General features: G+C 64.6%; 14 protein-coding genes and 2 pseudogenes. 4 read left to right on the top strand and 12 right to left on the bottom strand.

What is annotated here, in order from left to right:
* Positions 1-34 precede the first annotated feature (34 nt).
* A complete protein-coding gene (locus tag ACJ512_RS06955; protein ID WP_407688587.1) occupies positions 35-763 on the bottom strand; it encodes a class I SAM-dependent methyltransferase in 729 nt (242 codons plus the stop codon).
* 197 nt (positions 764-960) lie between these two features.
* Between ACJ512_RS06955 and ACJ512_RS06950 the strand changes: the two genes are divergently transcribed.
* Positions 961-1,185 carry an outer membrane beta-barrel protein gene (locus tag ACJ512_RS06950; protein WP_407688586.1) on the top strand — a complete coding sequence of 75 codons (225 nt, stop codon included), beginning with the start codon at positions 961-963 and terminating at the stop codon, positions 1,183-1,185.
* 117 nt (positions 1,186-1,302) lie between these two features.
* Here ACJ512_RS06950 and ACJ512_RS06945 read toward each other — a convergent pair whose 3' ends face one another.
* Positions 1,303-3,147 carry a class I SAM-dependent methyltransferase gene (locus ACJ512_RS06945; RefSeq protein ID WP_407688585.1) on the bottom strand — a complete coding sequence of 615 codons (1,845 nt, stop codon included), beginning with the start codon at positions 3,145-3,147 and terminating at the stop codon, positions 1,303-1,305.
* A 164-nt stretch (positions 3,148-3,311) separates the two neighbouring features.
* Between ACJ512_RS06945 and ACJ512_RS06940 the strand changes: the two genes are divergently transcribed.
* Entirely contained in the window at positions 3,312-4,709 is a 1,398-nt protein-coding gene (locus tag ACJ512_RS06940; RefSeq protein ID WP_407688584.1) for an IS1380 family transposase, read from the top strand.
* 167 nt (positions 4,710-4,876) lie between these two features.
* Here the strand turns inward: ACJ512_RS06940 and ACJ512_RS06935 are convergent, their stop codons facing one another.
* The 7 genes and pseudogenes from ACJ512_RS06935 to ACJ512_RS06905 form a co-directional block, all read right to left on the bottom strand.
* Positions 4,877-5,125, bottom strand: a complete 249-nt coding sequence (locus ACJ512_RS06935; protein ID WP_407688583.1) for a hypothetical protein — start codon at positions 5,123-5,125, stop codon at positions 4,877-4,879.
* Positions 5,126-5,431: 306 nt separating this feature from the next.
* Positions 5,432-7,342, bottom strand: coding sequence for a glycosyltransferase 61 family protein (locus ACJ512_RS06930; protein WP_407688582.1), 1,911 nt, complete (start codon positions 7,340-7,342; stop codon positions 5,432-5,434).
* Positions 7,343-7,685: 343 nt separating this feature from the next.
* Positions 7,686-8,462, bottom strand: a complete 777-nt coding sequence (locus ACJ512_RS06925; protein ID WP_407688581.1) for a sulfotransferase — start codon at positions 8,460-8,462, stop codon at positions 7,686-7,688.
* Between the two features lie 108 nt (positions 8,463-8,570).
* Positions 8,571-12,515: a glycosyltransferase gene (locus tag ACJ512_RS06920; protein WP_407688580.1), complete on the bottom strand. Its 3,945-nt coding sequence runs from the start codon at positions 12,513-12,515 to the stop codon at positions 8,571-8,573.
* A gap of 325 nt (positions 12,516-12,840) precedes the next feature.
* Positions 12,841-14,244, bottom strand: a complete 1,404-nt coding sequence (locus ACJ512_RS06915) for an IS1380 family transposase (protein ID WP_407688579.1) — start codon at positions 14,242-14,244, stop codon at positions 12,841-12,843.
* A 424-nt stretch (positions 14,245-14,668) separates the two neighbouring features.
* Positions 14,669-16,894 (bottom strand): hypothetical protein, encoded by a 2,226-nt coding sequence (locus ACJ512_RS06910; RefSeq protein ID WP_461480013.1) that lies wholly within the window; start codon positions 16,892-16,894, stop codon positions 14,669-14,671.
* 118 nt (positions 16,895-17,012) lie between these two features.
* Positions 17,013-17,347, bottom strand: a pseudogene (locus ACJ512_RS06905) (IS3 family transposase); the annotation flags it as partial.
* Positions 17,348-17,595: 248 nt separating this feature from the next.
* Here ACJ512_RS06905 and ACJ512_RS06900 point away from each other — a divergent pair.
* Positions 17,596-18,837, top strand: a complete 1,242-nt coding sequence (locus ACJ512_RS06900) for a class I SAM-dependent methyltransferase (RefSeq protein ID WP_407688273.1) — start codon at positions 17,596-17,598, stop codon at positions 18,835-18,837.
* Between the two features lie 230 nt (positions 18,838-19,067).
* Here the strand turns inward: ACJ512_RS06900 and ACJ512_RS06895 are convergent, their stop codons facing one another.
* Positions 19,068-21,110 carry a tetratricopeptide repeat-containing glycosyltransferase gene (locus tag ACJ512_RS06895; RefSeq protein ID WP_407688274.1) on the bottom strand — a complete coding sequence of 681 codons (2,043 nt, stop codon included), beginning with the start codon at positions 21,108-21,110 and terminating at the stop codon, positions 19,068-19,070.
* 79 nt (positions 21,111-21,189) lie between these two features.
* Between ACJ512_RS06895 and ACJ512_RS06890 the strand changes: the two genes are divergently transcribed.
* Positions 21,190-21,774, top strand: coding sequence for a hypothetical protein (locus tag ACJ512_RS06890; RefSeq protein ID WP_407688275.1), 585 nt, complete (start codon positions 21,190-21,192; stop codon positions 21,772-21,774).
* Positions 21,775-21,787: 13 nt separating this feature from the next.
* Here the strand turns inward: ACJ512_RS06890 and ACJ512_RS06885 are convergent.
* Together ACJ512_RS06885 and ACJ512_RS06880 are read right to left on the bottom strand one after the other, a co-directional pair.
* A pseudogene (locus ACJ512_RS06885) lies at positions 21,788-22,795 on the bottom strand (PE family protein); the annotation flags it as partial.
* A gap of 677 nt (positions 22,796-23,472) precedes the next feature.
* The gene (locus ACJ512_RS06880; protein ID WP_407688276.1) at positions 23,473-24,636 is read right to left on the bottom strand and encodes a Wadjet anti-phage system protein JetD domain-containing protein; all 1,164 of its coding nucleotides are present in this window, start codon (positions 24,634-24,636) and stop codon (positions 23,473-23,475) included.
* Positions 24,637-24,674: the final 38 nt, after the last annotated feature.

Genomic DNA, 24,674 nt, shown 5'->3' with positions numbered 1-24,674 from the left:
CCAAATTCATTCGCAAGCCGGCGTTTATGCAGGCTCAGTTGAGGTTGAACAGCGCAGTCAGCCGGTCGGGTTCCTCGCAGAGCGGACGCGAGTCGGTCATTTCGAGTTCCTCCCAAAACGACCGCAGCCGATTGTCGTCCATAACGGTTGCGGCGTACTCATCGACGATGTCGTAGTAGGAATCGGCCAAAATGCGCGACGCCGGGTCGAGGCGGGTAATCGCGACCAGGCCAGTCGGCGGGCAGTCCAGCACATGTAGCCGCAGGTCCGGGCGGTACTTCTTCAGGATTGGCAGCAACTTCCAAACATCACCCGTCCAGGCACCCCCCGGCGACTGCCGCAACGCGATCCGCGCATTCACAGCCACGCAATCATGCAGCAGGATCAGTGAGCGGGGATGACAGGCAGCCTCTGTCCCGATCAGATCGCGCAGCAGGAATTCGAACCGGTGCAGGCCATCCAAAAAGGCCATGTCCACCGGCCGTCCCAGCAACTCCCGCACATTTTCGGTGGCAAAGAAATCGTCAGACGTCATCTGGAAGAAGAAGGTGCGCCTGCGCTTGCCGGTGGCGGTAACCTCAAGCTGAAATCCTGGGTCCACCGCGATCGCGTCGCAACCCGCGAGCTTCAGCGAATCCCCCCTCGCTGTGCCCACCTCCAAGTATGTGCGTGGCGTCAGGTGGGTGTGCAAAGCGGCAAGGAAATCCAAGTATGGCACACCGAGCAAACGAAAGGAGTTGGTCGCATCATCAAAGTCGTGCACTGGGCCCCTCGTTGTCTTGATCAATTAGAAAGGCGGCAAGCGCCGCGCCTCCCCCATGCGCGTCGTTGCGGAATTCGGAATCCCGCAACAACACTATAGGCGACCTGGGTCTGCGGCCGTGCACTTTTCACCGACCGCGAGCGGCTTCAGGACGGAGCCGATATTGACCGTGCGCACCGGGTCTAAAGTCGCGTTTGATGAACGGTCAGCCTCAAGGCCGCGACGTAGTTGCAGGACGCGGTGATCGCCGGCGCCTCGGCCGAGGTCAACCGCGCCAGAGTATCCGCCTCGACCATTCGCTGACTGAGCGGATCAAGCTCGGCCTCAACGCCGGTTTCGCAACCGACGACTATGTCGGGCTGAGCCACGCTAACCGCATCTACACGCTGGGCGCGACGGCGGAGTATCACCTGTCGCGCTGAAGGCGACCGCGAATCACCAATAGGCCGCCACCGACCTGCCCGGGGCGAACTACAGAGACCGGCACGGTGCTGCTCGGCGTGAGGATGAAGCGGTGGGGCGGCGACGCCGCGCTCACTTCAGGCGTGGGAGTAGTTCAGATTGTAGACGTCTGAGGCGTCCGCCTCCCACGCGACCTGAGGCGGTCCGGTCTTCTCGACGACACATCCGCTGAGCAGGAACGTGCGGCCTTTGCTCATGACCTCGAAGTGCGAGGCATTGCTATACAAGGGCACGATGCTCGCTGGATACTGGTACTGCGCGTCGACGACGCGGAATCCGGTATGAGCATTGAAGATGCCTTGCCAGGATTCTTTCGAGAAGCGGAAGAAGTCCCACGGCTCCTCGTGCAGCGGCCACGAAGGGTGCGAAATGATCAGCGCCTTTCCGCCGTCATTCAGTGTCTTGTTCATCTCCAGGGCGACCTTCCACGGCATGAGGAGGTGCTCAAACGTCGCCATGGAGAACATGAAGTCGAATTTGCGATTGACGCATCGGCTCAGGTGATGCGCATCGCCGACGACGTCGACGTTCGGCCCCGCGTGAATGTCCATTCCCACGTAGTCCAGCTTCTCCGGAAACCAAAGGCGATAGGCTTGTCCGCTTCGCGCCCGAGAGCCGATCTCCAAAAGGCTGGGATCGGGCTTCTGCGCCACCGCCGTCCTGAATGCGTTGACCATCTGCGTGAACACCTTGTCTGAGCGGGCGCTGAAGACGTCGATGTTGGCGCTAGGAATGCCTTGACTCAGGCGTAGCCTGAACTTTGTCCGGTCAATTTCGTTCGTAGGAAGCGTCGCGCAGGCGGCGAAGCCCCAACCTTCGGCGTCCTCGCCGAATACAGGCACGAGGTCGGGCCTCTTCACAGAGGCAAGACTCAAATTCAGCCTTGTGTCGTCGTAATAGATCTCGATATCGGCTTCACTCGCCCACCCTTCGAAAACGACGGCGCGATTTAAGATGGAAAACCGGTCGAGGTAACCGTGATACTTCGGACCCACCGATTTGCCAGTGACACCATCTGTTCGGGGCTCCCCGGGGGTGATCGGGGATGCTGGCGGTGATGTCAATTGAGGGCTGTTGACGTCGCTGGTAGGACTGCCGTTCAACTGCATCAAGGGTGATGGGACCGCCTTGCGCAGCAGCGCTGGCGTCTGCCCTGACACGAGACCCTGCTCGTGGCGGTTGAGCGCAGGCCACTCGATGATCTCGAGTGTGAGGCCGTGCGCGGCGGCCAGCGCGTGCATGTAGTCCGGGGTGTAGGTGACGCAGGCGGGGTAGTACCAGCCGTCAATGGTGCAATTCTCGGTGCCGCTGATGAACGTGAACAGCACGGTCGTGCGCGAGGTCATCGACTCGGCGCACTGGCGGAAGAAGAGCGCGGTCTCGGCGGGGCCGGTGTGCGACAGCACCGACTGGGCGAGCACGAAGTCAAACTCAACGCCGAAGCCGCCGATGTCGAAGTCGGTGCCGTACTGGAAGCGAGGGCACTTCTTGACCATGATGTCGCTGCCGGGACCGTGCCAGCCGAAGTGCTCCCGCAGACCCTCTTGGAGGATCGTCGTGTTGGGCTCGATCGCGCAGTAGCGGCCGTCGAGCAGGTAGGCGATCAGCAGGCGACCGGCGCGAAGGCTACCGCAGCCGACCTCGCACACGTAGTGGTAGTCGCGCAGGCCGAGGTTGGTCAGCGCCTGAAACTGGATCGCGCCAAGCAGGTCGTACTTAGCCGGCGGCCCGACCCAGGCGCGGTAGTGATCGGCTCCGGCTGGTAGCTCGAGGCCGAGCTTGTCCGCCTCTACGGGCGTCAGGTGCTCCATCACCTCGGCGCGCAGCGCCGCCTGAATCTCGACTTCGCCCACCACGAAAGTGTAGATCGTCCGAGGCGCGCGCGGCCCGCTTAAAACAAAATCAGCGACCAACTCTTGCATGCGCCTCACGTAGGCCGGCGCGTTCGCGGCCCGCGACAGCCCCTAGCCCGGATTTTTCGCGGAATGCCGGTGTAGATGGGTGTTGATGCGCGAAAGTGCCTGTCCTGCAAAGGATGATTGGACTTCTCTACGGTTCAATATCCTGGCTGGAAGGCACCTCGCAGGTGAAGAGTATCGCGGCGGCGCGGCGGGTGAAAGTATCGGCGGACGGCCATGGGGTTGTGTCGCACGCTGGGATGGGGCTGTTGCGTGAGCTCGCCGACCAGACCGGATTATCCGCGCAGGTCACAGCGGTGTTGGCTGATTCCTACAAGGGGCCCTGGGTGCATGCCCCGGGTGCGGTGTTCGCCGATTTGGCCGCAGCGGTGGCCGACGGGGCGGACTGCATCGACGGCGTCGGCCAGCTATGCGGGGACCGCGAGCATGTGTTCGGGGCCAAGGCCTCCACGACGACGATGTGGCGGCTGGTCGATGCGCGTATCGACGCCGCGCACCTGCCGAAGGTTCGCGCCGCACGGGCGGCGGCACGGGCGGCGGCCTGGGCTGCCGGAGCCGCCCCCATCGGTGGTCAGCCGCTGTATATCGACTTCGACGCCACGCTGGTCATCGACCATTCCGACAACAAGGCCGAGGCGGCCCCGACGTGGAAGAAGTCCTTCGGCCATCACCCGCTGCTGGCGTTTTTGGACCGACCGGAGATCGCTGGCGGTGAGGCTTTGGCCGGGCTGTTGCGGGCCGGCAACGCCGGCTCGAACACCGCCGCCGACCACGTCACGGTCCTTGACCAGGCGCTGGCCTCGCTACCAGCAGAGTGGCGTCCCGACCCGCACGATCCGGGCGCGCCGGCGGTGGTGGTGCGCTCCGACACCGCCGGGGCCACCCACCGTTTCGCCCAGGCCTGCCGTGATCGCGGGGTCGGGTTCTCCTTCGGATTTCCCGTCGATGCCCGCATCTGGGATGCCGTGGACACCCTCAACCTCGCCCAGGGCTGGTACCCGGCGATCGACTCCAGCGGCGAGATACGTGACGGGGCGTGGGTGGCTGAGGCTACGCCCCTGGTCAACCTGGCTACCTGGCCGGTCGGGACCCGGCTGGTGCTACGCAAAGAGCGGCCCCACCCCGGTGCGCAGCTGCGCTTCACCGACATCGACGGCATGCGGGTGACCGCGTTCATCACCGACACCGCCCCTGGGGCCGTGCCCGGGCAGCTGGCCGGCCTGGAACTGCGCCATCGCCAGCACGCCCGCGTCGAGGACCGCATCCGCCAGGCCAAAGCCGCCGGCCTGGCCAACCTGCCCTGCCATGACTTCCAGTCCAACGCTGCCTGGCTGGAGATCGTGCTGGCCGCCGCCGACCTGGTCGCCTGGGCTCAACTGATCGGCTTCACCGACACCCCCGAGTTGGCTTGCTGCGAGATCACCGCCTTCCGTTACCGGGTTCTGCACGTGGCGGCCCGCATCACCCGCGGCGCCCGCCAACTACGGCTGCGCATCGACGCCACCTGGCGCTGGGCCACCGCCATCAGCACTGCCTGGCACCGCCTCCGCACCGCCTTCCCCTGACCAGCCGCAACACCTTGCCCCGCCGACCCGAAAGACCCACCGGCCCTGGAAAGCCCGCCCACCCGGCGACACGGGCGGGCTAAACACACCCCAAGCCCAAAACAGCTATTCCTCAACGCTTTCCGCGGCTCAGCATCGCCGGACCACGCCGACGCGCAAAATCGAGGCTAATACCGCCGTCGCCGCTCCGATAACGCCAAGGCCGGCGAAAGCGAGCCGGCTGGTGCAAGCGGGTTATGCCAACCCTCGGCCACGAAGTTTGGCACGACGATCACATCGGCGCCGTCGACCGAGCTGTACACGCGGATTTCCAATGACTGCAGCCGACCAACCGTCAAGAACAGCCTTACGGCACATTTCCGCGTGATCGAATAGGCGGTAGGCGACGGGCTCATCGACTGCAACGCCTCACGCATCAGCGAATGGCGACGGGAGCACAAGACCATGCTCCCTCCCGTTCAAGCTACCGCGCGTGTGACATCCGCGAGAAAACCAGCGGCTGCGCTGCCAACTCGCCCACGCCCTCGGCCAACTCCACGACCAAGGCCTACACCAACACGGGAAGCGGGCCTACCAAGGTAATGCCTGACGGATACGAGGTCCATGGCGCCCGAAGCGTGTCCCGTAAAGGGCAATCGTCGCAGGATTTCCGGTCGAGAACGGCGTCGTGACGGACTGCTGAGGCTGCTCGCTGGGCGAGCCATCAGCATATGACGGCAAACTCAGATCCGTTGCAGCAACTCTCTGGCGACGCCCACGGGATCGTCGATACGGGAGGCCACCAGAAATTTCGGGTCGTCAACCTGCTTCGTGGACGGCGCGTAATAGTAGCTGGCGTTGTTGCCGCTCAGCTTGTCGAACAGCTCGAAGTTCGAATTCAGAGTCTCGAATTCATTCAATCCGACGATCCGGCGCCCTTCCGGCAGCATCAACGTCGAGTGAAACGCGGATCCGCAGCACCCCAGCAACGTCCGATGACGCCGCAGGGTGTCGATTTGCTGCGGCAAGGAGAGAGTTTCCGGATGCACAATCCGCACGCCCTGGCGGGCGAGCTCGTCCTCGATCTCCTGCTCGTTGACGAAACGACGTACGCCGACGTTGAGCCGCGTCTTCGACAGATAGACCGGCCCCTCGTCCGCGTGTACATCACCTTGCGTGAAGAACGCACCGATCTCGCGGAGGCATTCCGCATAGATCTGATGCGCGAAATGCATCTCCTCCAAGCTCGGCTGCGGCACCGTCAGGCTTTGCACGAGAGTGGGCACTTCGAACCGGACGAACTGCTCCTCGCGAAGGCCGAGCGCCTCAAAAATCTGTGCGACATGCTGAAACGAGAACAGCTGCGTTGCATTCCACATCGAATGAAACAGCACCCGCGCCGAGGGCCGTTCGCGCAGGTACCAGAACCGGGACAAGCTCTGCGTCAGGAAATGGCCGAAATGATCCATGATCTCGCCGACATAGACGAGATCAGCTTCGTTGCAGATCGCCTCGGCGGGCTCAGGTGTCACAGTCACCGATTGGTGCCTCGGTTCCCGCCACGGACCACGGAAATTGATCGCGCCCTCGATCGCCATGCCCTGTGCGTCATAGATACCCCAAGGACCCGGATTCCGATACGGCAGATACATTACCTCGGTGCACTCCAGCACCTTCGGTATCGTTTCGCGAATGTCGCTCGCACCAATTACGGAGGTACACGGAACCAGCAGCTGAGCGGCACTCATGCTACGGCCGGCCGGCTCAAAGCTCAGGAGCGGCTGCAGCTCGCGCTGCGACAGGTCGGAGACTACCTGCCCGCGGAAGCTCTGGCCTCGCTGCTCGCGCCCGGCCCCACCGCGGTACGAGCCCGGAAATTGGGGCGGCGGAAGTGGGCTTCCCATGAGGCTGAACAGCGAGGTCAGGCGGTCGGGTTCCTCGCAGAGCGGACGTGAGTCGGTCATTTCGAGTTCCTCCCAAAACGACCGCAGCCGATTGTCGTCCATAACGGTTGCGGCGTACTCATCGACGATGTCGTAGTAGGAATCGGCCAAAATGCGCGACGCCGGGTCGAGGCGGGTGATCGCGACCAGGCCAGTCGGCGGGCAGTCCAGCACATGTAGCCGCAGGTCCGGGCGGTACTTCTTCAGGATTGGCAGCAACTTCCAAACATCACCCGTCCAGAAGGAAGCAGTTTCTGTCTCCAAGGGACCGCCCGGCAACCACTGCCGCAACGCCATCCGCGGATTCAAAGGCACGCAATCATGCAGCAGGATCAGTGAGCGGGGATGACAGGCAGCCTCTGTCCCGATCAGATCGCGCAGCAGGAATTCGAACCGGTGCAGGCCATCCAAAAAGGCCATGTCCACCGGCCGTCCCAGCAACTCCCGCACATTTTCGGTGGTAAAGAAATCGTCAGACGTCATCTGGAAGAAGAAGGTGCGCCTGCGCTTGCCGGTGGCGGTAACCTCAAGCTGAAATCCTGGGTCCACCGCGATCGCGTCGCAACCCGCGAGCTCCAGCGAATCCCCCCTCGCTGTGCCCACCTCCAAGTATGTGCGTGGCGTCAGGTGGGTGTGCAAAGCGGCAAGGAAATCCAAGTATGGCACGCCGAGCAAACGAAAGGAGTTGGTCGTATGAATAAACTGGTGCACTGGATCCCTCGTTGTATTGATTAATTGGAAAGGCTACAAGCACCGCACTTCCCTCATCCGCCTCGATGCGAAATTCCGCAACAACACTGTAGGCGCGTGGCCACCCGCTCTCAGTCTGTGTTCGGCTCTGCAGCTCACTGACGGAACCGACGATGGATAGGCTCGGCAGTGCTGGCGCATTGGTGGACGTCTCTGCCGAGGTCACGATTCCGAGCGCGCCCAGCGCGTCACGACGCATGCGGTTTGTTCACTTGTTGACGCTCGCGGCCGAGTGCGGCGCGGCGCCGTAGCCTACGAACCCGATCGCGCCACTCGGATCCGCGAGTTAGCCGGTGCAGCTGCGTCACTCGTAGAACCAGTCGCCGCATTCCGCGAAATCATCCATGATCCGCCGCTGTTGCCCATCGGTCAGGTGCTTCTTGTACTCGAACGGGAGGCGCGGCGAGATGCCATTGGGGCGGGGATCGCCGTGGCGCTGGTCCTCCAGGATCATGTATTCGGTCTTGAACTCGAGTCCTACATGCCTGAACAGGCGCTCACAGGTCGCGCGGGCGTCCATGCAGAGCTCTTCGAGTGCCACAAAGGCGACCCTCCCCTCGTTGCGCGCCCGCGCCTTTTGGTAGTTCTTGTAGCACTCCTCCACGACGTAAAAATGTTTCGGCCCCAGGTAAGCCTGATACCAAGCGTCGAAGTCATTACTCTGTGACCGCCTGAAATCCGAGAAGACGATGCTGCGCGGGTCCTTGAAGCTGGCGATGAACGGAACGTCCGCTCGGTTCATGCACTCTTCGAGGCGGCTGAAATAGCGTGGAGTCTTGTCGATAATCTCCGTCGTGCCAGGCCGCAAAACCTTCGAGAACGCCTGGAGCCTGGCATAGAAGCCGTCGAAAGTTTCGGCATGGCACGCCTCGGCGAGCTCCTCTCTGGTGAGCCCCCACCCTTCGAGCATGTTGTCGAAAAATGGATCCCCGTTGGGGTCGAACCCCTCGAACTCCCTTGGAGACGGGCACAGCAGGACCCCGCACTCGAACCCGGCATCGATCCACGGCACCTGGCGAAATATGTCGGAGAGCAGCGTGGTTCCGGTGTGTTCCAGCCCGCAAATCACAAACTTCAGCATCAAACGTCCCCATCGTGTCCGGGCGGTTTCACCGGCTGGCCCATCAGCTCGATCCCTTAGTGTTCGATGTACACAGAATATTCCAAAATGAACCGCGACCGCCGTAAATCACTGTGTGGCTCCTCGGCTAGGGCGCCCCCCACGCTGTCGCGATCGCCCGCCTGGTTCGGGAGGACGCTTGGGGCTCGGGTCTGCCGAAGATCGAGATCGGCGGATGCGAGCCGAACCCGGTGCGCCGGTGAGGCTCCGATACAGGGTTACCAATTCCTCGACCTGGTCGGTCGGGAGGCGAAAGCTGCGCTCGGGCGAGAAGACGGGAACCTTCTCCTCTCCGTGATCGAGCCGCATCAGCAGGTCATGAAGCGCCTTCGGCGTGGTCACATCCACGATCCAGCCGTCTACACCGGGTGTGACGTGCCGGCCGACATCGCCGCGACTGGAAGCGATGACTGGCACGCCCGCCAGCAGCGCCTCGCGCGTGACGAGGCCGAAGCTTTCCGGCCAGAGAGAGGGGGCGACGAGGATATCAATCTCGGCGTAGAGCTCGTGCACACGTGTCTGGGGGTAACGGCCAACGAAGCGCACACGCGAATCGCCCCAGCGGGACCGCCGCGATGACCCGAAATCCATCGCATGGTCCACAATGAGGAACTCGAGGTTCGGGAACGACGCGCCCCGGACGATCGCACGCAGCAGGTCATAGCCCTTGTGCGCGCTCATGCCGCCAACGAAACCGATGACGATCGGCGCGCCTGCCTGACGGGAACGGGGCTCAGGCACGGCCGGCAGCTCAGCCACGCCGTTCTCGTTGACTCCGGTCATCGTCAGGCCCGCCGCGCGATAGACCGCCGCAAAGCTCTCCGACACGGCCAGCACGCGGCTCGCCCGCTGCAGCAGCGCCATGAGGTCCAACCGGCGCGCCAGCAGTTTGCCGCGCTGCTCGGCATCGGCGCCGGCCAGCTCGCACGCGGCCCATTCGGCCCAGCCGGGCTCGATCACCTCGCCGTGCGGGGTGCACAGAAACTGCGACACCGAGAGCCACCAGGCGTCGTGCACCGTCACGACCGTCGGGATTCCGCTGTCACAAAGCGCCCGAAGGACCGCGGCGGTCAGGAGCTGGACGCAGTGGATGTGCGCGATGTCGATCTGGTATTCGTGCACGAAGCGCCGCACGAAGCTCTCGATGCGGGGATCCTCATGATCGGACCAGGGGCGCTGCGGTACGCCGATGCGCGTCACCAGCGCCGCGCCGTACCAGTACTGCTCGATGCGATAAGGCTGCCGGGGGTCGGGGCTCTCGTCGGCGCAGAGCACATAGAGCTCGACCTCGTCGTGGTAGTGCTCGCTGATATAGCGGACCGAATCTTCGAGAATGCGGGTGGCACCCCCGATCGATTGCGGCCAGAAGAAAACGTTCACGAAGAGCAGCCTGGTGCGCCGATGCCCCGCGGCGCCCCGCGGCGCGCCAAGCCCGAGGACTGCAGCGAGGTTCTCTGCGCCCGCGCGCCAGGTATAGCTCTGCTCGACCTTTCGCTTGGCCTCGGCGCCGATCCGTTGCCGGAGCGCTGGCCTGTCCACCAGGCGCAACAACGTGTCGTGCCACTCTTTGGTCGTCCGTGCGAAGAGTACGTCCTTGCCGTCCGCCAGCACATCTGCGTAGTTGCGGGACGGGGAGACCACCGACGGGATGCCGAAGATTCCGGCCTCGAACCATTTCAGCTCGCTCTTGCAGTCGACCGCGACGCTGTCCTCCATCACGGCGATGTTGATGTCGGCCTCGCGGACCAGGTCGATATAGCCGCCGTACGCCATGCCCGCAGGCGCTACTTTGATGCGGCTCGCGAAGTCGGCGAGCGGAGTGGGAACGTCGAAGGCGCCGACCAGATGTAGTTCGACCTTCGGTCGCTTGGCCATGATTCGGACGATGGCCGGAACCACGACATCATAGAATTCGCCCTTGTGGGCGAGGGTCCCGCTGCCGAAGAAGATCCGGATCGTGTCGTCGTTGCTGCGCAGCCTCGGCAGCATCGCGGCGGCCTCGAGCTCGAGTGCCACCATATTGCGATGGACCTGGACGCGCGCGGACGGCCCGAGCAGCTCGCGCGCGATCTCGGCCAGCGGCTCCGTCGAGACGATCACGTCTCCCGCCGCGGCCATGGCGACCCGGAAGAACGGGGTGTCCATCGCCAGATGCGTGTGCGTGTCGCGCTTGATCAGCCCGGAGTAGCTCTCGAACGGTCCCGGGAAGTGGCGGTCGTCAAAGATCAGGTCGTCGATGTCGTAGAACAAGCTGACGCCCAGCCTCCTGGCATAGAGCGTCAACATCAGAACATCGCTGAAGGCCGGAAGCCTGAAGATGATGGCGTGGCTGGCAAAGCACAGCTGCTCCTGGATTTCGGCAGGGCTGGCGCGGCCGAAATCGATCGCCACTGCGTCATACCCAGCCATGCGCAGGAATTCGACCTTCTGCTGGACGCGGTAGAGCCAGCATTGCGGCAGGTTTTGCGAGCCGATCACCAGGATGCGCGCGGGCCTGGTACGGTCGCTGCTCACCGTCGCGGGCGTGGCGGCAAGATGCTGAATTTCCTCCAGGCCGCGCAACACGGCCAGGCTGTGCTCGAGGATCTCGGCGCGCTGCCGGCGCCCGCCGGCGAGGTCACCGCGGTTGGCCCGTTGCTGGGTGCGGCCGATCATCGCGTCGGTGAAGCGCCGCAGCTCGCCCTGGATCAGCTGGACGGCCTGCTGAAAGACGCGGGGATCCTTGTCATAGACCTTCCATGAGAGCTCGCACAGCCAGTCCAGAGTCGAAAGGAAGTCGGCCGGATTGCCGGCGGTAAGCGCTGTGGAGACACGGCAGGCTGCGAGAAAGAGGTTGGGAGCGGTGAGCTCCGTCCCGTCGATCGAGCCGAGATAGGCCGCGATCTCGTAGTTGGCGGATCTGCCCTGCAGCACCTGCACATAGGTCGACCGGTGGAAGGGGTCCGCGCGCTGCGCCGGATCGAGCGAGGTCGCCACTTCCAGCAGCCGTTCAGCTACAGCCTGCTCGTGGAATTCGCGGAACAGAAGTGCCGCGAACTCAGTGACCAGCGGAGCGAGATCTGGAAGGCCGCCTTGCATCGCACGGACCGAGACCACCCCGACATAGTCGTGGAGGACTGGTAGCAGGACCGGCCACGCGCGTGAGCGTGCGGTGTCTCCGGGCTCGTCGGTGATCGTCTCTTGGAGATGGTCGAAGACGCGCATCTGCAGCGCCGCCGGCAACCTGATGCTGCCGATCATCGTCGCCAACATGAACGGACAGAGCCTGGCGTTGAGGGCGGCCGCCCGGCCGGACGGCGTGCCATCCAGGATCCCGCGGGCGGCCTTGACCGCCGTGAGCAGGCTCTCGACATCCGCCTCCGACAGTCCAGCGCGGCAGTGTTCGGTCCAGACGGTGACGAGGCTTTGGTACTGCGCATCGGTGAGACTGGCTTGAAGACTCTTGATGACGAGCGGGCCCGGCGGGAAGCGGACCCGGCTGAATATCTCGCCGGCGAGGAGCAGGATCGCCGTGTCGGACGGTTCCGCAGCTGCGACGGCATCGGCGATCGCCTCGGCTGCCCCCTCGATGTCCCCGACCTCCACCAGCTTCCGGGCCCGCTCGGCGTGACGGTGGGCCGGGCGCAGCCCGAATTGAGGCTCGTCCTCCACGAGATCTTCCGCCTCGGAATTATCCGGCCGGCCACGCCGCCTTGTCCGCTTGCCGGGTTCAGACCCGCCGTCCGGCTCCTGTGGCGAGTCTGGCTGGGTGACCGCCAGCGAGGTCTCTTCGACGGCCAGATCGCCAAACAGGTCGTCGCTGGCCGCAAAGCCTTCGACACCGTGGTCGAACGCAGCGAGCAAAAATGATGATGTGGCCACGCGCTGGCCAGCAGCGAGCTCGAACCGGCCGTGCAGCGCCCAGTGGTGGTAGCCCGACGAGAATTGGCCATCGCGCACGGCCTGCGCGATGTCGGGAAAGGTACGAAGGTATAGCTCCTCGTCGAACACTTCACGGCGCGGCAAATCATCCATTCGGAGTCTCCAAGCAAAGAGAGCGGGCGCGCCAAGAATCTTAGACACGAACCGTGCTGATTCGGTCTTGTTTGCCGGCGGTCATCGCCGGCATTTCGGCACTTTCGCGTATCGTCGCAGCTCAGAGCCCGCGAGGGCGTCTGCGGCGTATCTAGCCTCGATTTTGCATCGAATTGATGATTGAGCCGTTCTGTCGCTGAATGGTGTTGCCGGGTAGGCATTTTCGGTGTGGTTGCGTGGAGAGTTGTCCCGTGTCGCCGGGTGGGGCGGGCTTTCCTGAGGCCGGTGGGTCTTTCGTGATCGGTTGGGTGAGGTCGCCAGGGTGTTATCCGAAGGCGGTGCGGATGTGTTGCCAGGCGGTCACGATGGCTGCGGCCCATCGCCAGGTGGCGTCCAGGCGTAGCCGTTGTTGGCGTGCGCCGTGGGTGATGCGGGCGGCGACGTGCAGGATCCGGTAGCGGAATGTGGTGATCTCGACGCGGGCCAGGCCGGGGTGGTCGTGAAAGCCGATCAGACGGGCCCAGGTGACCAGATCGGTGGCGGCCAGGATGATTTCCAACCAGGCGGCGTTGGCCCAAAACGAGTGACAAGGCAAGTTGCGCAGCCCGGTGGTCTTCAGTTCGCGGATGCGGTCCTCGACGCGGGCGTGCTGACGGTGCCGCAACTCCAATCCGGCGACCTGACCAGGGATGACGCCGGCTGCGGTGTCGGTGATGAACGCGGTCACGCGCATGCCGTCGGCGTCGGTGAACCGCAGCTGGGCCCCGGGGTGGGGGCGTTCCCGGCGCAGGATCAGCCGGGTTCCGGCCGGCCACGAGGACAGGTTGACCAGAGCGGTGGCCTCGGCGACCCAGGCGCCCTCACGGATACCACCGTCGGTGTCGATGGCCGGGTCCCAGACATCGGCGAGGGTGAGGGTGTCCACGGCGTCCTGCACCCGCCAATCGACGGGGTAGCCGAAGGAGAACCCCACTCCCAGCCTGCGGCACGCCTGGGCGAACCGGTGGGTGGCTCCGGCGGTGTCGCAGCGCACCAGCACCTTCGGCTTGTCGGGGTCCTCGTGATGGTCGGGGTCAGGCTGGTATCGCGGCGGCAGCGAGGCCAGCGCCTGCTCGAGGACGATGACGTGATCGGAGGCGGTGTTGGAGCCGGCGTTACCGTTGCGCAGCAGCCCGGCCAGGGCTTCCCCTCCGGCGATCTGCGGGCGGTCTAAAAACGCCAGCAGCGGGTGATGACCATAGGTTTTCTTCCAGGTCGCCGCAGAGCCGGTCTTGTTGTCGGAGTGATCGATCACCAAAGTGGCGTCGATGTCGATGTGCAGCCAACCCTCGGTGGGGGCGGCTCCGGCCTCCCAGGCCGCCGCCCGCGCCCCGGCCCGCGCTGCCCGCACCCCCGGCAGGTGGGCGGCATCGATGCGCTGATCGATCAGCCGCCACATGGTGGTCGTCGACGCCTTCGCGCCGAACACATGCTCACGATCGCCGCACAGTTGACCAACTGCGTCGATGCAGTCCGCGCCGTCGGCGACCGCGGCCGCCAGATCGGCGAACACGTCCCCGGGCGCATACACCCACGGGCCCCGGTAAGTGTCGGCCAACGCGGTGGTGACCTGCGCCGACAACCCAGTGCGGTCCGCGAGCTCGCGCAGCATGCCCATCCCGGCATGCGACACGACACCATGACCGTCAGCAGACACTTTCACCCGCGATGCCAGCGCGATATTCTTCACTCGCGAAGTGCCTTCCCGTAGGAATAATTGAACCCTAGACAAGTCCAATTATCCCTTGCAGGACAGGCACTTTCGCTTATCTACACCCCGTTTCGCGGGGCATTTCACGAAAAATCTGGGCTAGGTTCTGCTGCCGTAGATCATCCTCATCGGTGTTGGCGGCGTCAGTCGTGGCCCTTGAGCAGCGGGACGAATCCCTGCACGCGGGCGTGCACTCGGTGGCAGCCCCCGAGCCGCTGGACCTGCCCGCCGGCAGTGTCGGTGGCGATCACCTGGCACCGATAGCGCTGAACGGCGGTCGACCCGATGCGGTCGGGCGCCAATTCGACTGTGCCAGTGCCGATCCGCAGCCGCTGGCGTCGATCACCGGCTCGGGGTGCGCTCGGCGTACCAGCAAAATTTCCACGATGGCCGGAGACCACTTCTAGGAGGCCAGATCTGAGATGCAGAGCACTTCGTCGAGGCTGGCGGTGCGCAGCGCGGCGCGGGCGGTGGGGCGGCCGTGTTGGGGGTTCGGATCGGGGGCGTTGTTTTGCCCACCGCGGGCTTGATCTAGGCGTGCGGTGTCGAACATCGCCGGGCCGCTGGCCATCCCGTCGGTGAGCAGGTAGCGGCCAGCATCGGGTGCCCGGCGCACCGCCTGCTCGGCGGCGGTGGCGCCGGTCAGCTTGGCCGCATCGTCGAAGTTGATGCCCACTTGAAACACCTGGGGTTCGGCGTCGAGCACCGCGGTCAGCCGGGTGATGTAGTTTTCGGGGGCGAAAAACCGCCAGCCCGCGCCCAGGTGCAGCCAAAACCGTCCGTGGATCTGCGCGCGCAACTGCGCGAGCTGGGGGGCGGGCTTGCCGCTGGATCGGCGGCGGGCGAACTCGAGAAACCCGTAACGTTTCCGCAGTTTCGCGCGGTCGGGCGCGGACAGGCCGGTGTCGAGCACCAGGAAACGCCCGACCCGTGACACGTCGAGGCAGCAGTGCAGAAACGAGTTGATGGTCTGCTCGGTGGTCGCCCGGTCTGGTCCGGCGATCAGGCTGACGGTGACCTCGCCGTGAGCGGGACCGGCGGCCAGGGACTGCACTAGGGCTTCGGGGTAGGGTGAGGCCGCCTCGAGCATGGCCGGCACCGAAAAATCGCGGTTGGCCGCAATCCGTTGCCGATCCGGCTCGGGCAGGTCGGGTCGGGCCATGAGCCGCCGGCACAGCGTGAATGCCTCGGCGTGCTGACCGATCCAGGATGCGCACACCGCCTGCTCATCGGTGGCGCGCCACGCGTAGACGTCGGCGTATCTGGGGACAAAGAGGTCCTCTTCGGGAAAGGGGATTTCGGCGGCGCGCTGGGCAAATTGGTAACCGAGCGAGTAGCGCTGCTCGCCGCGACACCGAAAGGCGATGGCGTGCAGCGCCTCGGCGCGGGTCGGTCGAAACTCCCACGCCTTGAGGTAGGCCTCCTGAACATCTGGCCATGGCTCACCGAGTTCGGCCATCGACACCGCGAGCCGATACATCGCCCAGTAGACCTCCTCGTCGCAGCCACCCATCTCGACCCGCCGCTCACACCACCGGCGCGCGTTGACGAAATCCTCCATACGGAAGTAGGTCTCGGCGAGGAAAAAGACCGACCGCCCATCCTCGGGATTGCGTTTCACCTGGGCCAGCAACCAATCGCACTCCTGCGCAGACTTATGCTTGAACAGGTTGAAGGTCAACAGTTGGCGCTCGCGGAGTTGCTGATCTGCGCTGTGGTCGTGGTCTTCGCGGCGCACATCGAGGCACGGGCCGTCCCGCGTGGTGGTCTGGTGGGTGAGGTCCTCGAGGCCTGCCGACAGCGCGCGGTCCACGATGGCGGCCTGGTCGCGAGCGGAGAAGACCTGGTAGCCCCGCTCGGCGAGCGTGTGTCGCGCGCGCTCGTCGCCGAGGAGCTGCACACAGCGATCGACCAGTTCGTCGTAGTCGGCGAACGCGATGCCCGACTGCAGGTCGCGCTCCAATGTCGGATCGGCACCACGCTCGGAGACCACCACGCGTCTGTTGGCGAGCAGATAGGACACCCGCGTGATTTCGAAGATCTTCGCGTCCCAGTAATGGATGTTGAGGATGATCTTCGAACGCGCGATCCAGGCATCGCGGCTCGCGCCGTAGGCGCCCGTTAGCCATTTGACCCGAAGACCTCGGTCGTGCAGGTCCCGGAGAACGGCGTAGCGGCGCCCGTTGAGCGCGCCGTAGAAAAGGACGTCGATGTCCTCGGGGGCCGGCGCGATCCGGGTCAGCTCGGGGACGTATCCGATCGGCACGTAGGTGGGCCGGGGCAGTCCCCTAGCGGCGAGGTATTCGATGTTGGTTTGACTGTAATCCCAACTCGGGTAGCGCCGGAACAGGTCGACGAATTCCGGCATCGTCATCCACGGCAAGTCGTCACCCAACTGCTCGAGGTTGTAGAAGATGGGGTTTTTGGGCGGCTCCAAGCCGTACTGGACGAGAAGGTTTCCGCCGAACACGATGGTGCGGCGCTCGTCGAGGTCCAGACGGTTGGTCAGCACCGAGTCATGGCCAAGCGCCAGAAGAGCATGGTGCACTGCCTCGGCAACCTCGTTGAAAGCGCCGCCGCTGAGGTCATGGTGGGAGGGAGGTGACACCACCGCCACCGCGAAGCGCATGGGTGCAAATTACAGCAAGAGGATTGGGCTTGACCTCGGTTAGCCAGCGAAGCTAACCGCACGCATCCGGTTCGCCGCCAGGGACCGACGACGCGCCGCAGGTTGCGGCCAGCTCGCTGCGCAGGACGGCGCAGATGGGCTCGACCCCGCTTTCGTCGCGGTTGGCGTCGGTGAATGCGACTATATTCTTGTGCTGGCGGTCGAGCTCCGTCCCGGATGCACTCCCTGGCGCTTCAGAATCTCGTTGGCGCGCTTGGGTTCTCGGTTCTCCTGTTCAGCTCTTCGGCCTGGCGCTTCCACGACCGCACCGACTCGACGCCGTACCCAAGCCGACGAGCCATCCGCTGAATCGCCCTCTGCGCGGTACCGCAATTCGGCGCGCAACGTGTGGACCATACGGACCGCACTGCCTTGCTCTTCCAGACCATATCTGCGAGCGGTTGACTTCCCGATTACTGTTCGTTCGGCACGACTCCATCCTCATTCCAAGGTCTGAAGTCTCTAAACCGCCCAGGGTGATTCACTTCTCCTGCCGAGTCGCGTTCATCGTGTCGGTTTCGACCAATCGACGTGTTTGCTTGCGGCAGAACAGGGAGGTACCCGATAATCCCCCATGGGAGGATGCTGGACCTTTGATGCCCTCAGCGACAAGCGATCCGCGATCCTCGATCAACATTCGACCGGGAAGGCCTACTGCTGAGATGACTCAGAATCTGCGTGCCGAGCTTTTTTCCCCACGATACGAGTCGTGGAGGTATCCGGAACCGATACAGGACCTCCAGGCATGGACCGAAGACAATTGGGAATGGTTCGATCCCCTTCACGCTCACCCGGTTTTGTGGCCTGACCGCGAATACAAGGACAACCTCGACATCTTGGTTGCGGGATGCGGAGCCAACCAGGCTGCGGTTTTTGCGTTCACGAACCGTGCCGCGAAAGTAGTCGCGGTCGACACCAGTCAACCGGCACTGGACCATCAGCAATTCCTGAAAGACAAATACGGGTTGTGGAACCTGGAGTTGCACCAGCTTCGGCTCGAAGAAGTGCGGAAGCTGAAACGTGACTTCGACCTCATCGTGACGACCGGCGTTTTGCATCATCTGCCAGACGCTGCGGCAGGCATGAAAGCACTTGGCGCTTGCCTGCGGCCCGACGGTGCCCTCGGCGTAATGCTCAACGCGAAGTACGGCCGAATCGGGATCGAAATGCTGCAATTGGCCTTCAGTAACATAGGTCTAGGTCCCGACGACGAATCGGTCCAAAAGGTCAGAGAAATCATCTCGGCGCTACCACCCGAGCACCCCGTCCACAACTATTTCAAAATGGCACCGGTTTCGGCGCAGACCGACGCCGCCCTGGCCAGTGTATTTTTGAATGGCCACGAGCGCAGTTTTACCGTCGATGAATCTCTCGATCTCGTCGACTCAGCTGGACTGGTGTTCCAGGGATGGCTCATCAATGCTCCGTATTACCCGCACGATTGGTTTAGCCCGGGGGGCTCGCTCGATCGAGCCATGAACGCATTGCCGGAGCCCAAACTGTGGTCCGTGATCGAGGAGCTCCACGTCTTGAACGCATGTCATTATTTCATTGCGTGCCGGCCTGACCGGCCGGAAAAGAGCTACAAGATCGATTTTTCAGCTGCTGACGCCCTTGACTACGTGCCGCGGATGCGCATGCGTTGCGGCCTGGACGGCGAAGAGATTTACCGGCCGAATTGGCGTACGGGTCTCACCCCGGCTCAATTCCAGTTCGTGCAGCAGGTGGATGGCCGTCAAACGATTCGACAGATTGCCAAGCGAATGGCGCAGAGCAAAGGGGCGCCACGAGGCAACGCGGCCGAGATGGAGGAATTCGGTCGCAAGCTATTCGAATCGTTGTGGCGTCTAGATTTCGTCGCGATGACCCGGAATACAAAGCCGGCCGACGATACTTCGGATTAGGACCGCCTCGACCAGGCTTGGTTCCTGGAGTGCCACTTTGAGCTGAGCGCGGTGTCGAAAACTGCTGGGCCGCTGGCCATCTCATCGATTAGGACGTAGCGGCTGCGTCGGGTGCGTCGGCGCTCCTCGTGTTCGGCCGCGCAGATACCGGTCGGCGTGCCCGCATCGGCGAAGTTTATTCCGGGGACTGGATATTAATGGATATCGAACACCGTCCGGCTTCGATCCGGTTACTGAGGAGGTGATTTCGGCCGACGTCCCGTCTTCGCCGGGGCCTTCTTCACCGGCGCCTTCTTCGCGACCCGCGCCGGCGCTTTGGGTTGCTGAGCCGGTCGGGGAGCAGCCTTCTTCGCGGCCGGTGCCGGGGCTGTGGGTTGTTGAGCCGGCCGCGCAGGCGCCTTCTTCGCGACCCGCGCCGCCGCTTTCGGTTGTTGGACGGGTTGGGCAGGCGCCTTCTTCGCAACCCGGGCCGGAGCTTTGGGTTGCTGCACGGGTCGGGCTGCGGCGATGCAGAGCACCTCGTCGAGGCTGGCGGTCTGCAGTCCGACAGCGGCCGCCCGCCAACCGAGTTCGGCGATCGGATCTGGGTCGCTGCCCCCTATGCCGCCGGCCCGATCTAGGCGTGCGGTGTCGAACATGGCCGGACCGCTGGCCACCGCCCCGGCCAGGACGTAGCGGCCGGCGTCGGGTGAGCGGCGCACCGCCTGCTCGGCCGCGCAGACGCCGGTCAGCTTGCCCGCATCGTCAAAGTTGATGCCCACCTGGAATACCTGCGGTTCGGATTCGAGCACCGCGATCATGCGGGTGATGAAATTCTCGGGCGCAAAGAACCGCCAGCCCTGGCCCAGGTGTAGCCAGAACCGTCCCTGGATCTGGGCGCGAAGCTGCGCGAGCTGGGCGGCGGGCGCGTCGCCGGGGCTGCAATCGACAAACTCGAGGAACCCATAGCGCTCGCGCAGCAGCGCGCGGTCGGGGCCTGACAGGCCGGCACCGACCACCAGGAAGCGCCCGAACCACAGTGACAGATCGAGGCAGCAGTTCAGAAACGAGTTGATGGCCTGCTCGGTGGTCTCGCGGTCCGGTCCAGCGACCAGGCTCACCACCACCTTGGCGCCCGGACCAGCGACCAGACGTTGCACCAGCGCCTCGGGATAGGATGACGCCGCCTCGAGCATGACCGGCACGCTGACGTCGCGGTTGACCGCAATCCGTTGGCGATCACTGTCAGGAATGTCGGAACGGGCCAGCAGGCGCCGGCACAGCACAAACGCCTCCGCGTGCTTCCCAAGCTGGGAGGCGCACACCGCCTGCTCGTCGAGCGCACGCCAGGCATAGACGTCCGCGCGGACAAACAAGAGATCCTTTTCGGGAAGCGGGATTTGGGCGGCGCGCTGGGCAAACAAGTGACCGGGCAGGTAGCGCTGCTGTTCGCGGTACCGCCGAGCGATCGCATAAAGCGCCTCGGCGCGGGTCGGTCGAAACTCCCAAGCCTGGAGGTAGACGTCCTGGACAACCAGCCACGGCCAATCGAGTCCCGCCATCGACTCTGCGAGCCGCAGCATCGAGTAATAGACCTCCTCGTCCGAGCCTTCCATCTCGGCCCGCCGCTCATACCACTTACGAGCGTTGGCGAAATCACCCAGATCGAAGTAGCTCTGGGCCAGATAGAACACCGACCGCGCATTTTCGGGGTTGCGTTCGACCTCGGCCAGCAACAGGTCGCGGTCACGCGCATACTTCTGCGTATCCTGACTGCGGGCACCGAGGCGACGGGATTCGACGTAGTAGTCGCCCTCGAGGCGCCCAACGACGCAGTCAGACTCCCATACGGCCGTCTCGTGGACGACGCCTTCATAGCGCACGTGCACCCCGTCGCGGAACAACTGCGGGCGCCAGTAGGTGAAGGAGGCGTCTCCGAGGCGCATGCGGTAGATGTCGGCGCTGAGTTGGGTGAAGTCGGGTGTGCCGACGACGATGTCGTCGGCGTCGATGACCCAGATGTAGTCGCCGTGGCCTTGGGCGAGGTTCAGTGCCTCGGTGCGGTTGTGGCCGAAATTGCGCCATGGTCGTTTGTAGATCACGCCTGGGATGCCCAGGCGGGCCATGTGTTCGCGGACCACGTCCTGGGTCCCGTCCGTGGAGCCGGTGTCGACGATCACCCACGAGCTGATGTAGGGCGCGACCGAATCAAGCGTCTCCGCGATGACGTCGGCTTCGTCTTTCACGATCATGTTCAGGCAGATCGTGGAGTGTGCGGTTACCCGTTTGGACACCGCTCAAAGTGTACAGAGCAATCGCGTGTCGCGGATCGGGTTGCGCGCAAAGTACCGGCGGCGGTACATCATTAGAGCGTTGGTCGTGCTGTTCGGCGTACACCGCACCGGGGCAAGGCCGACGATTCGCGACGGTTTCCTCGGGCGTGTCGCCGGTGACGACAGCACCGCCTGCCTGCTGCGCTCCGGCCTCGAGCGACAGCGAAAGATCCTGTCCTGCAGAGATGATGAGACTGCTCAGGGCCGTCATTCCGAGCGAGGGCGCTTTCTGGGCGAAAGGGGCGCAGGTGGTGTCGCGCACGCGGGCGCGGCGGCCAAGGTTTCGTCAGCATGTAGTACCGGCGGCGATGCACGCAGTTCGCGCATGTGGTTCAAGAACTTGCGCTCCGACCGCGTTCGCGATGAGCGCTTGGGCGCCGTGGCCCGATTCGATGAATCCCCCCAGCCGGCGCTGCAGCTCCGCGATCAGATCCGCCTGCCGCGCAACGGTTTCCTCCAGCCGCACGATCCGATCCGGCTGCCGCCGCTCCAAAGCGGCAAGCTGCTCACGGGACGGACACGGGTCGGCGAACACCGCGACGAGGTTCGCGAATCACGATGCAACCCAGGTCGGCACGCTCAACACAATCGACATCGGCCACTGACGTCAAGCCGCATCAGGTGAATAGCTACCCGGTCGCGCCGTGAGCACCCTGAGCACCCTGGGCGCCGTGAGCACCCTCCGCACCCAAGATGCCGCCGTGACCCCCGACACCGCCTAGACCGCCGTCGCCGGGGGAACCGGGGGTAGCGCCACCGACGGAGTTACCACCCGCGCCGCCCTGCCCGCCAGCACCGCCGTCACCGCCGGCGCCCAAGAACAACCCGCCCCGACCGCCGGCACCACCGGCGCCGCCGTCACTACCGAGACCACCAGCCGGATTAGCGACAGAGCCGGTAGTGCCCGGAGACCCCGCCCCGCCGGGGCCACCGGCACCGCCATGGCCCATGAACAAGCCGCCGGCACCGCCGTGACCGCCGGCACCACCAGCGATAGACGGATCGGTGGATGATCCGCCGGCACCGCCGACGCCGCCGGCACCGAACAACCACGCCCTGCCGCCGGCACCACCAATACCGCCGAAACCACCCGTGCCGCCGGACCCGCCGCTACCGAACAACCACCCGCCGGCACCGCCGGCGCCACCGGCGGCGCCGTAACCGCCTGTGCCGCCGGCCCCGCCATTACCGATGAGACTCGCCGATCCGCCAGCACCGCCGGCCACGCCTGATGCCGTGCTGACACCACCGCTACCGCCACTGCCGTACAACCACCCGCCGGCCCCACCGGCCGTCCCGACCCCTTGGGCGTTGGTGTATCCGTTGGCGCCGTTACCGATCAGCACACGCCCTGTTTCCTGCAGGAAAAACGTATTGATCGAATTGAGGATTGCGCCAGCGGGCGCGCTCACGGCACCTTGCAACATTCGCGCCGCATTGGCCGCCTCGGCACTGACATACTGCGACAGGCCGGTCGTCAAGTTGCGCGTGAACTGGTCATGGAAGGCCGCTGCCTTCGCGACCAGCGACTGAAACTCCTGCCCCTGCTGGCCGAACACCGATGCGATTGCTTCCGACACCTCGTCGGCCGCCATCGGCGCCACCCCGGTCGTCGGGCCGACCGCCGCCGCTTGGCCGCTGGCCAGGTTCGTGCCGATGTTGTCGAGATTCGCAGTCAGCCACTGGACTACTGCGGGGTCGATGTAGAAAGGAGAGCTCACGGCATTCCACCTCACGTTCATCGCCGGCCCAGCGGAAGGGCATGATCCGAGACTGCATTCGAGCAACCAAGTCGAAACGGTACTGCAAGCCGGTCGGTGATCGAAATAGATTTGGTGACACTGGAAATGGTCGGATTTGTAAACTGGAGCCGGTCGGTTTTGCAAACTGGAGACGGTCGGTTTTGCAAACTGGAATTGGTCGGGTTTGACGTTGCCCAGGGCCTCGGCACAGTCGCGATGCGAGCCGGTGACCCGAGCTTCAGCGGTCGTGGCATGCCGGGTGTGGTGCGGGGCAGGCAGCCGATCCACGCCACCCCGGCGGCGTGCGCCATCGCCTGGACGGGGTGCTGCAGTGGCGCTGGCGGTGGGCGCGGGTTAGCGATTCACGAGATCTTCGAACGGGGCGTCGGGTGCGATCTCGAGAACCTCGAACACCTCGGATGCGCAGAGCTCGTCGACGAGTTCGCGGGAGCCCCCGAATGGGGGTCGAATCATCGCCGACGTCGGTGGCCAAGTGCGGCGACGTAGAAGCGAAGGACCCGTCGTCGACCCAATGCCCGATCCGCACGGCCTCGCCGACGTGGCCTTCACACAGAAAACGGTCAGTGCGGTGCCGGTAGCCGTTGCTGCACCCAATGCCAGTCGATTCGCTCCTGTTCGAGGCGCACTCGTTCACCCAGCCCATCTGCGACCAGTTCCGAATAGAGGTCGTATTCGTCCGGCGTCAGTCGCGTCAGGGCCGACTTCGCAGGGCTTTCCTCGGTCACCCAACGGTCGCGGTGGGCCAGCAGCGTCTCCCGGTCCATCAGTACCGAGCGCGCCCGCGGGAGCCGCGCCCGCAGGCGGTCGAGAATGGCGAATCCGTGCGTGTCGATGTCTCCCCAGTAGAGGACGTCAGCCTCCGCCAGCCATCGCAGCCGGCCTATGCTGTCGACCTCGAAGCCCTTCCCCCAGAACACAATCCCGCCTTCGGGAACAGCGACGCTCAGATAGCTGATCTCGTTCTCCACGATTACCGCAACACGCGGTTCGACGGTGAGCTGCGCCAACTCCTCGGAACGCACCGCCAGCTCGGTCAGCGTCGCCCCCGGGAAACCCAGTGCGGGCGAGGGCCGGAGCCGCACCAATGCGGGCTTGCACCGCAGACCGAGATCGGCCAGGAACCCGGAGGCCGTCGATGAAACACCCAGCATCGCGGCCAGGACCGTCCGGTGCCGCTCGGCGAACTTGGTGTCGACGCCGGGCGCACTGATCTCGCGAAGGTATCGCTGCGAATGACGATGACTGTCGAGCCACACATAGGCGGCGATCAGCCGCGGCATCTCGTGCCCCAGTTCGAGCGCGCGATGCGGATGGCCGACGATCCACTCGCGAACCTGCGGCTGCCGGTCTGCCAGGGCCAGGAGATCGTCGAATCGGCGAACCATCGTCGTCGCGCCCAACAAGGCCCAGGCCTGCTCGATCGAGGACACCACCGCGCGGACCGGCAGTAGGTTGCGGCCGATCCGTCGGCCGCCGATCGGCTGCCATTGCAGGGCGTATCGGCTGTCACCCGCGCGTGAGTGGCGGCCGGCATCCAGGGCGGCCACCCACTCGCGCGCGGCGGCAACGTCGTCACCGACCTGCGACGGTGTGGGGCCGCGCAGCGGCACCTCGATCGGCTGGAAGGGATCGCCGTTGGCGTGGGCGCGCAGCAGCGACCCGTCGTCCCACCGTCGTCTCACCTTCGCGGCAATGTCGTGCGGCGTGGTCCACGTCGCGCTCATGGCGCCACTCCTCCTCATCGCTTCGCGCTGCATCGTCG

The organism is Mycobacterium cajalii (assembly GCF_045809005.2).
Taxonomy (GTDB): domain Bacteria; phylum Actinomycetota; class Actinomycetes; order Mycobacteriales; family Mycobacteriaceae; genus Mycobacterium.
The sequence above is the reverse complement of the archived record's forward strand: the minus strand, read 5'-3'. Positions and strand labels throughout refer to the sequence as shown.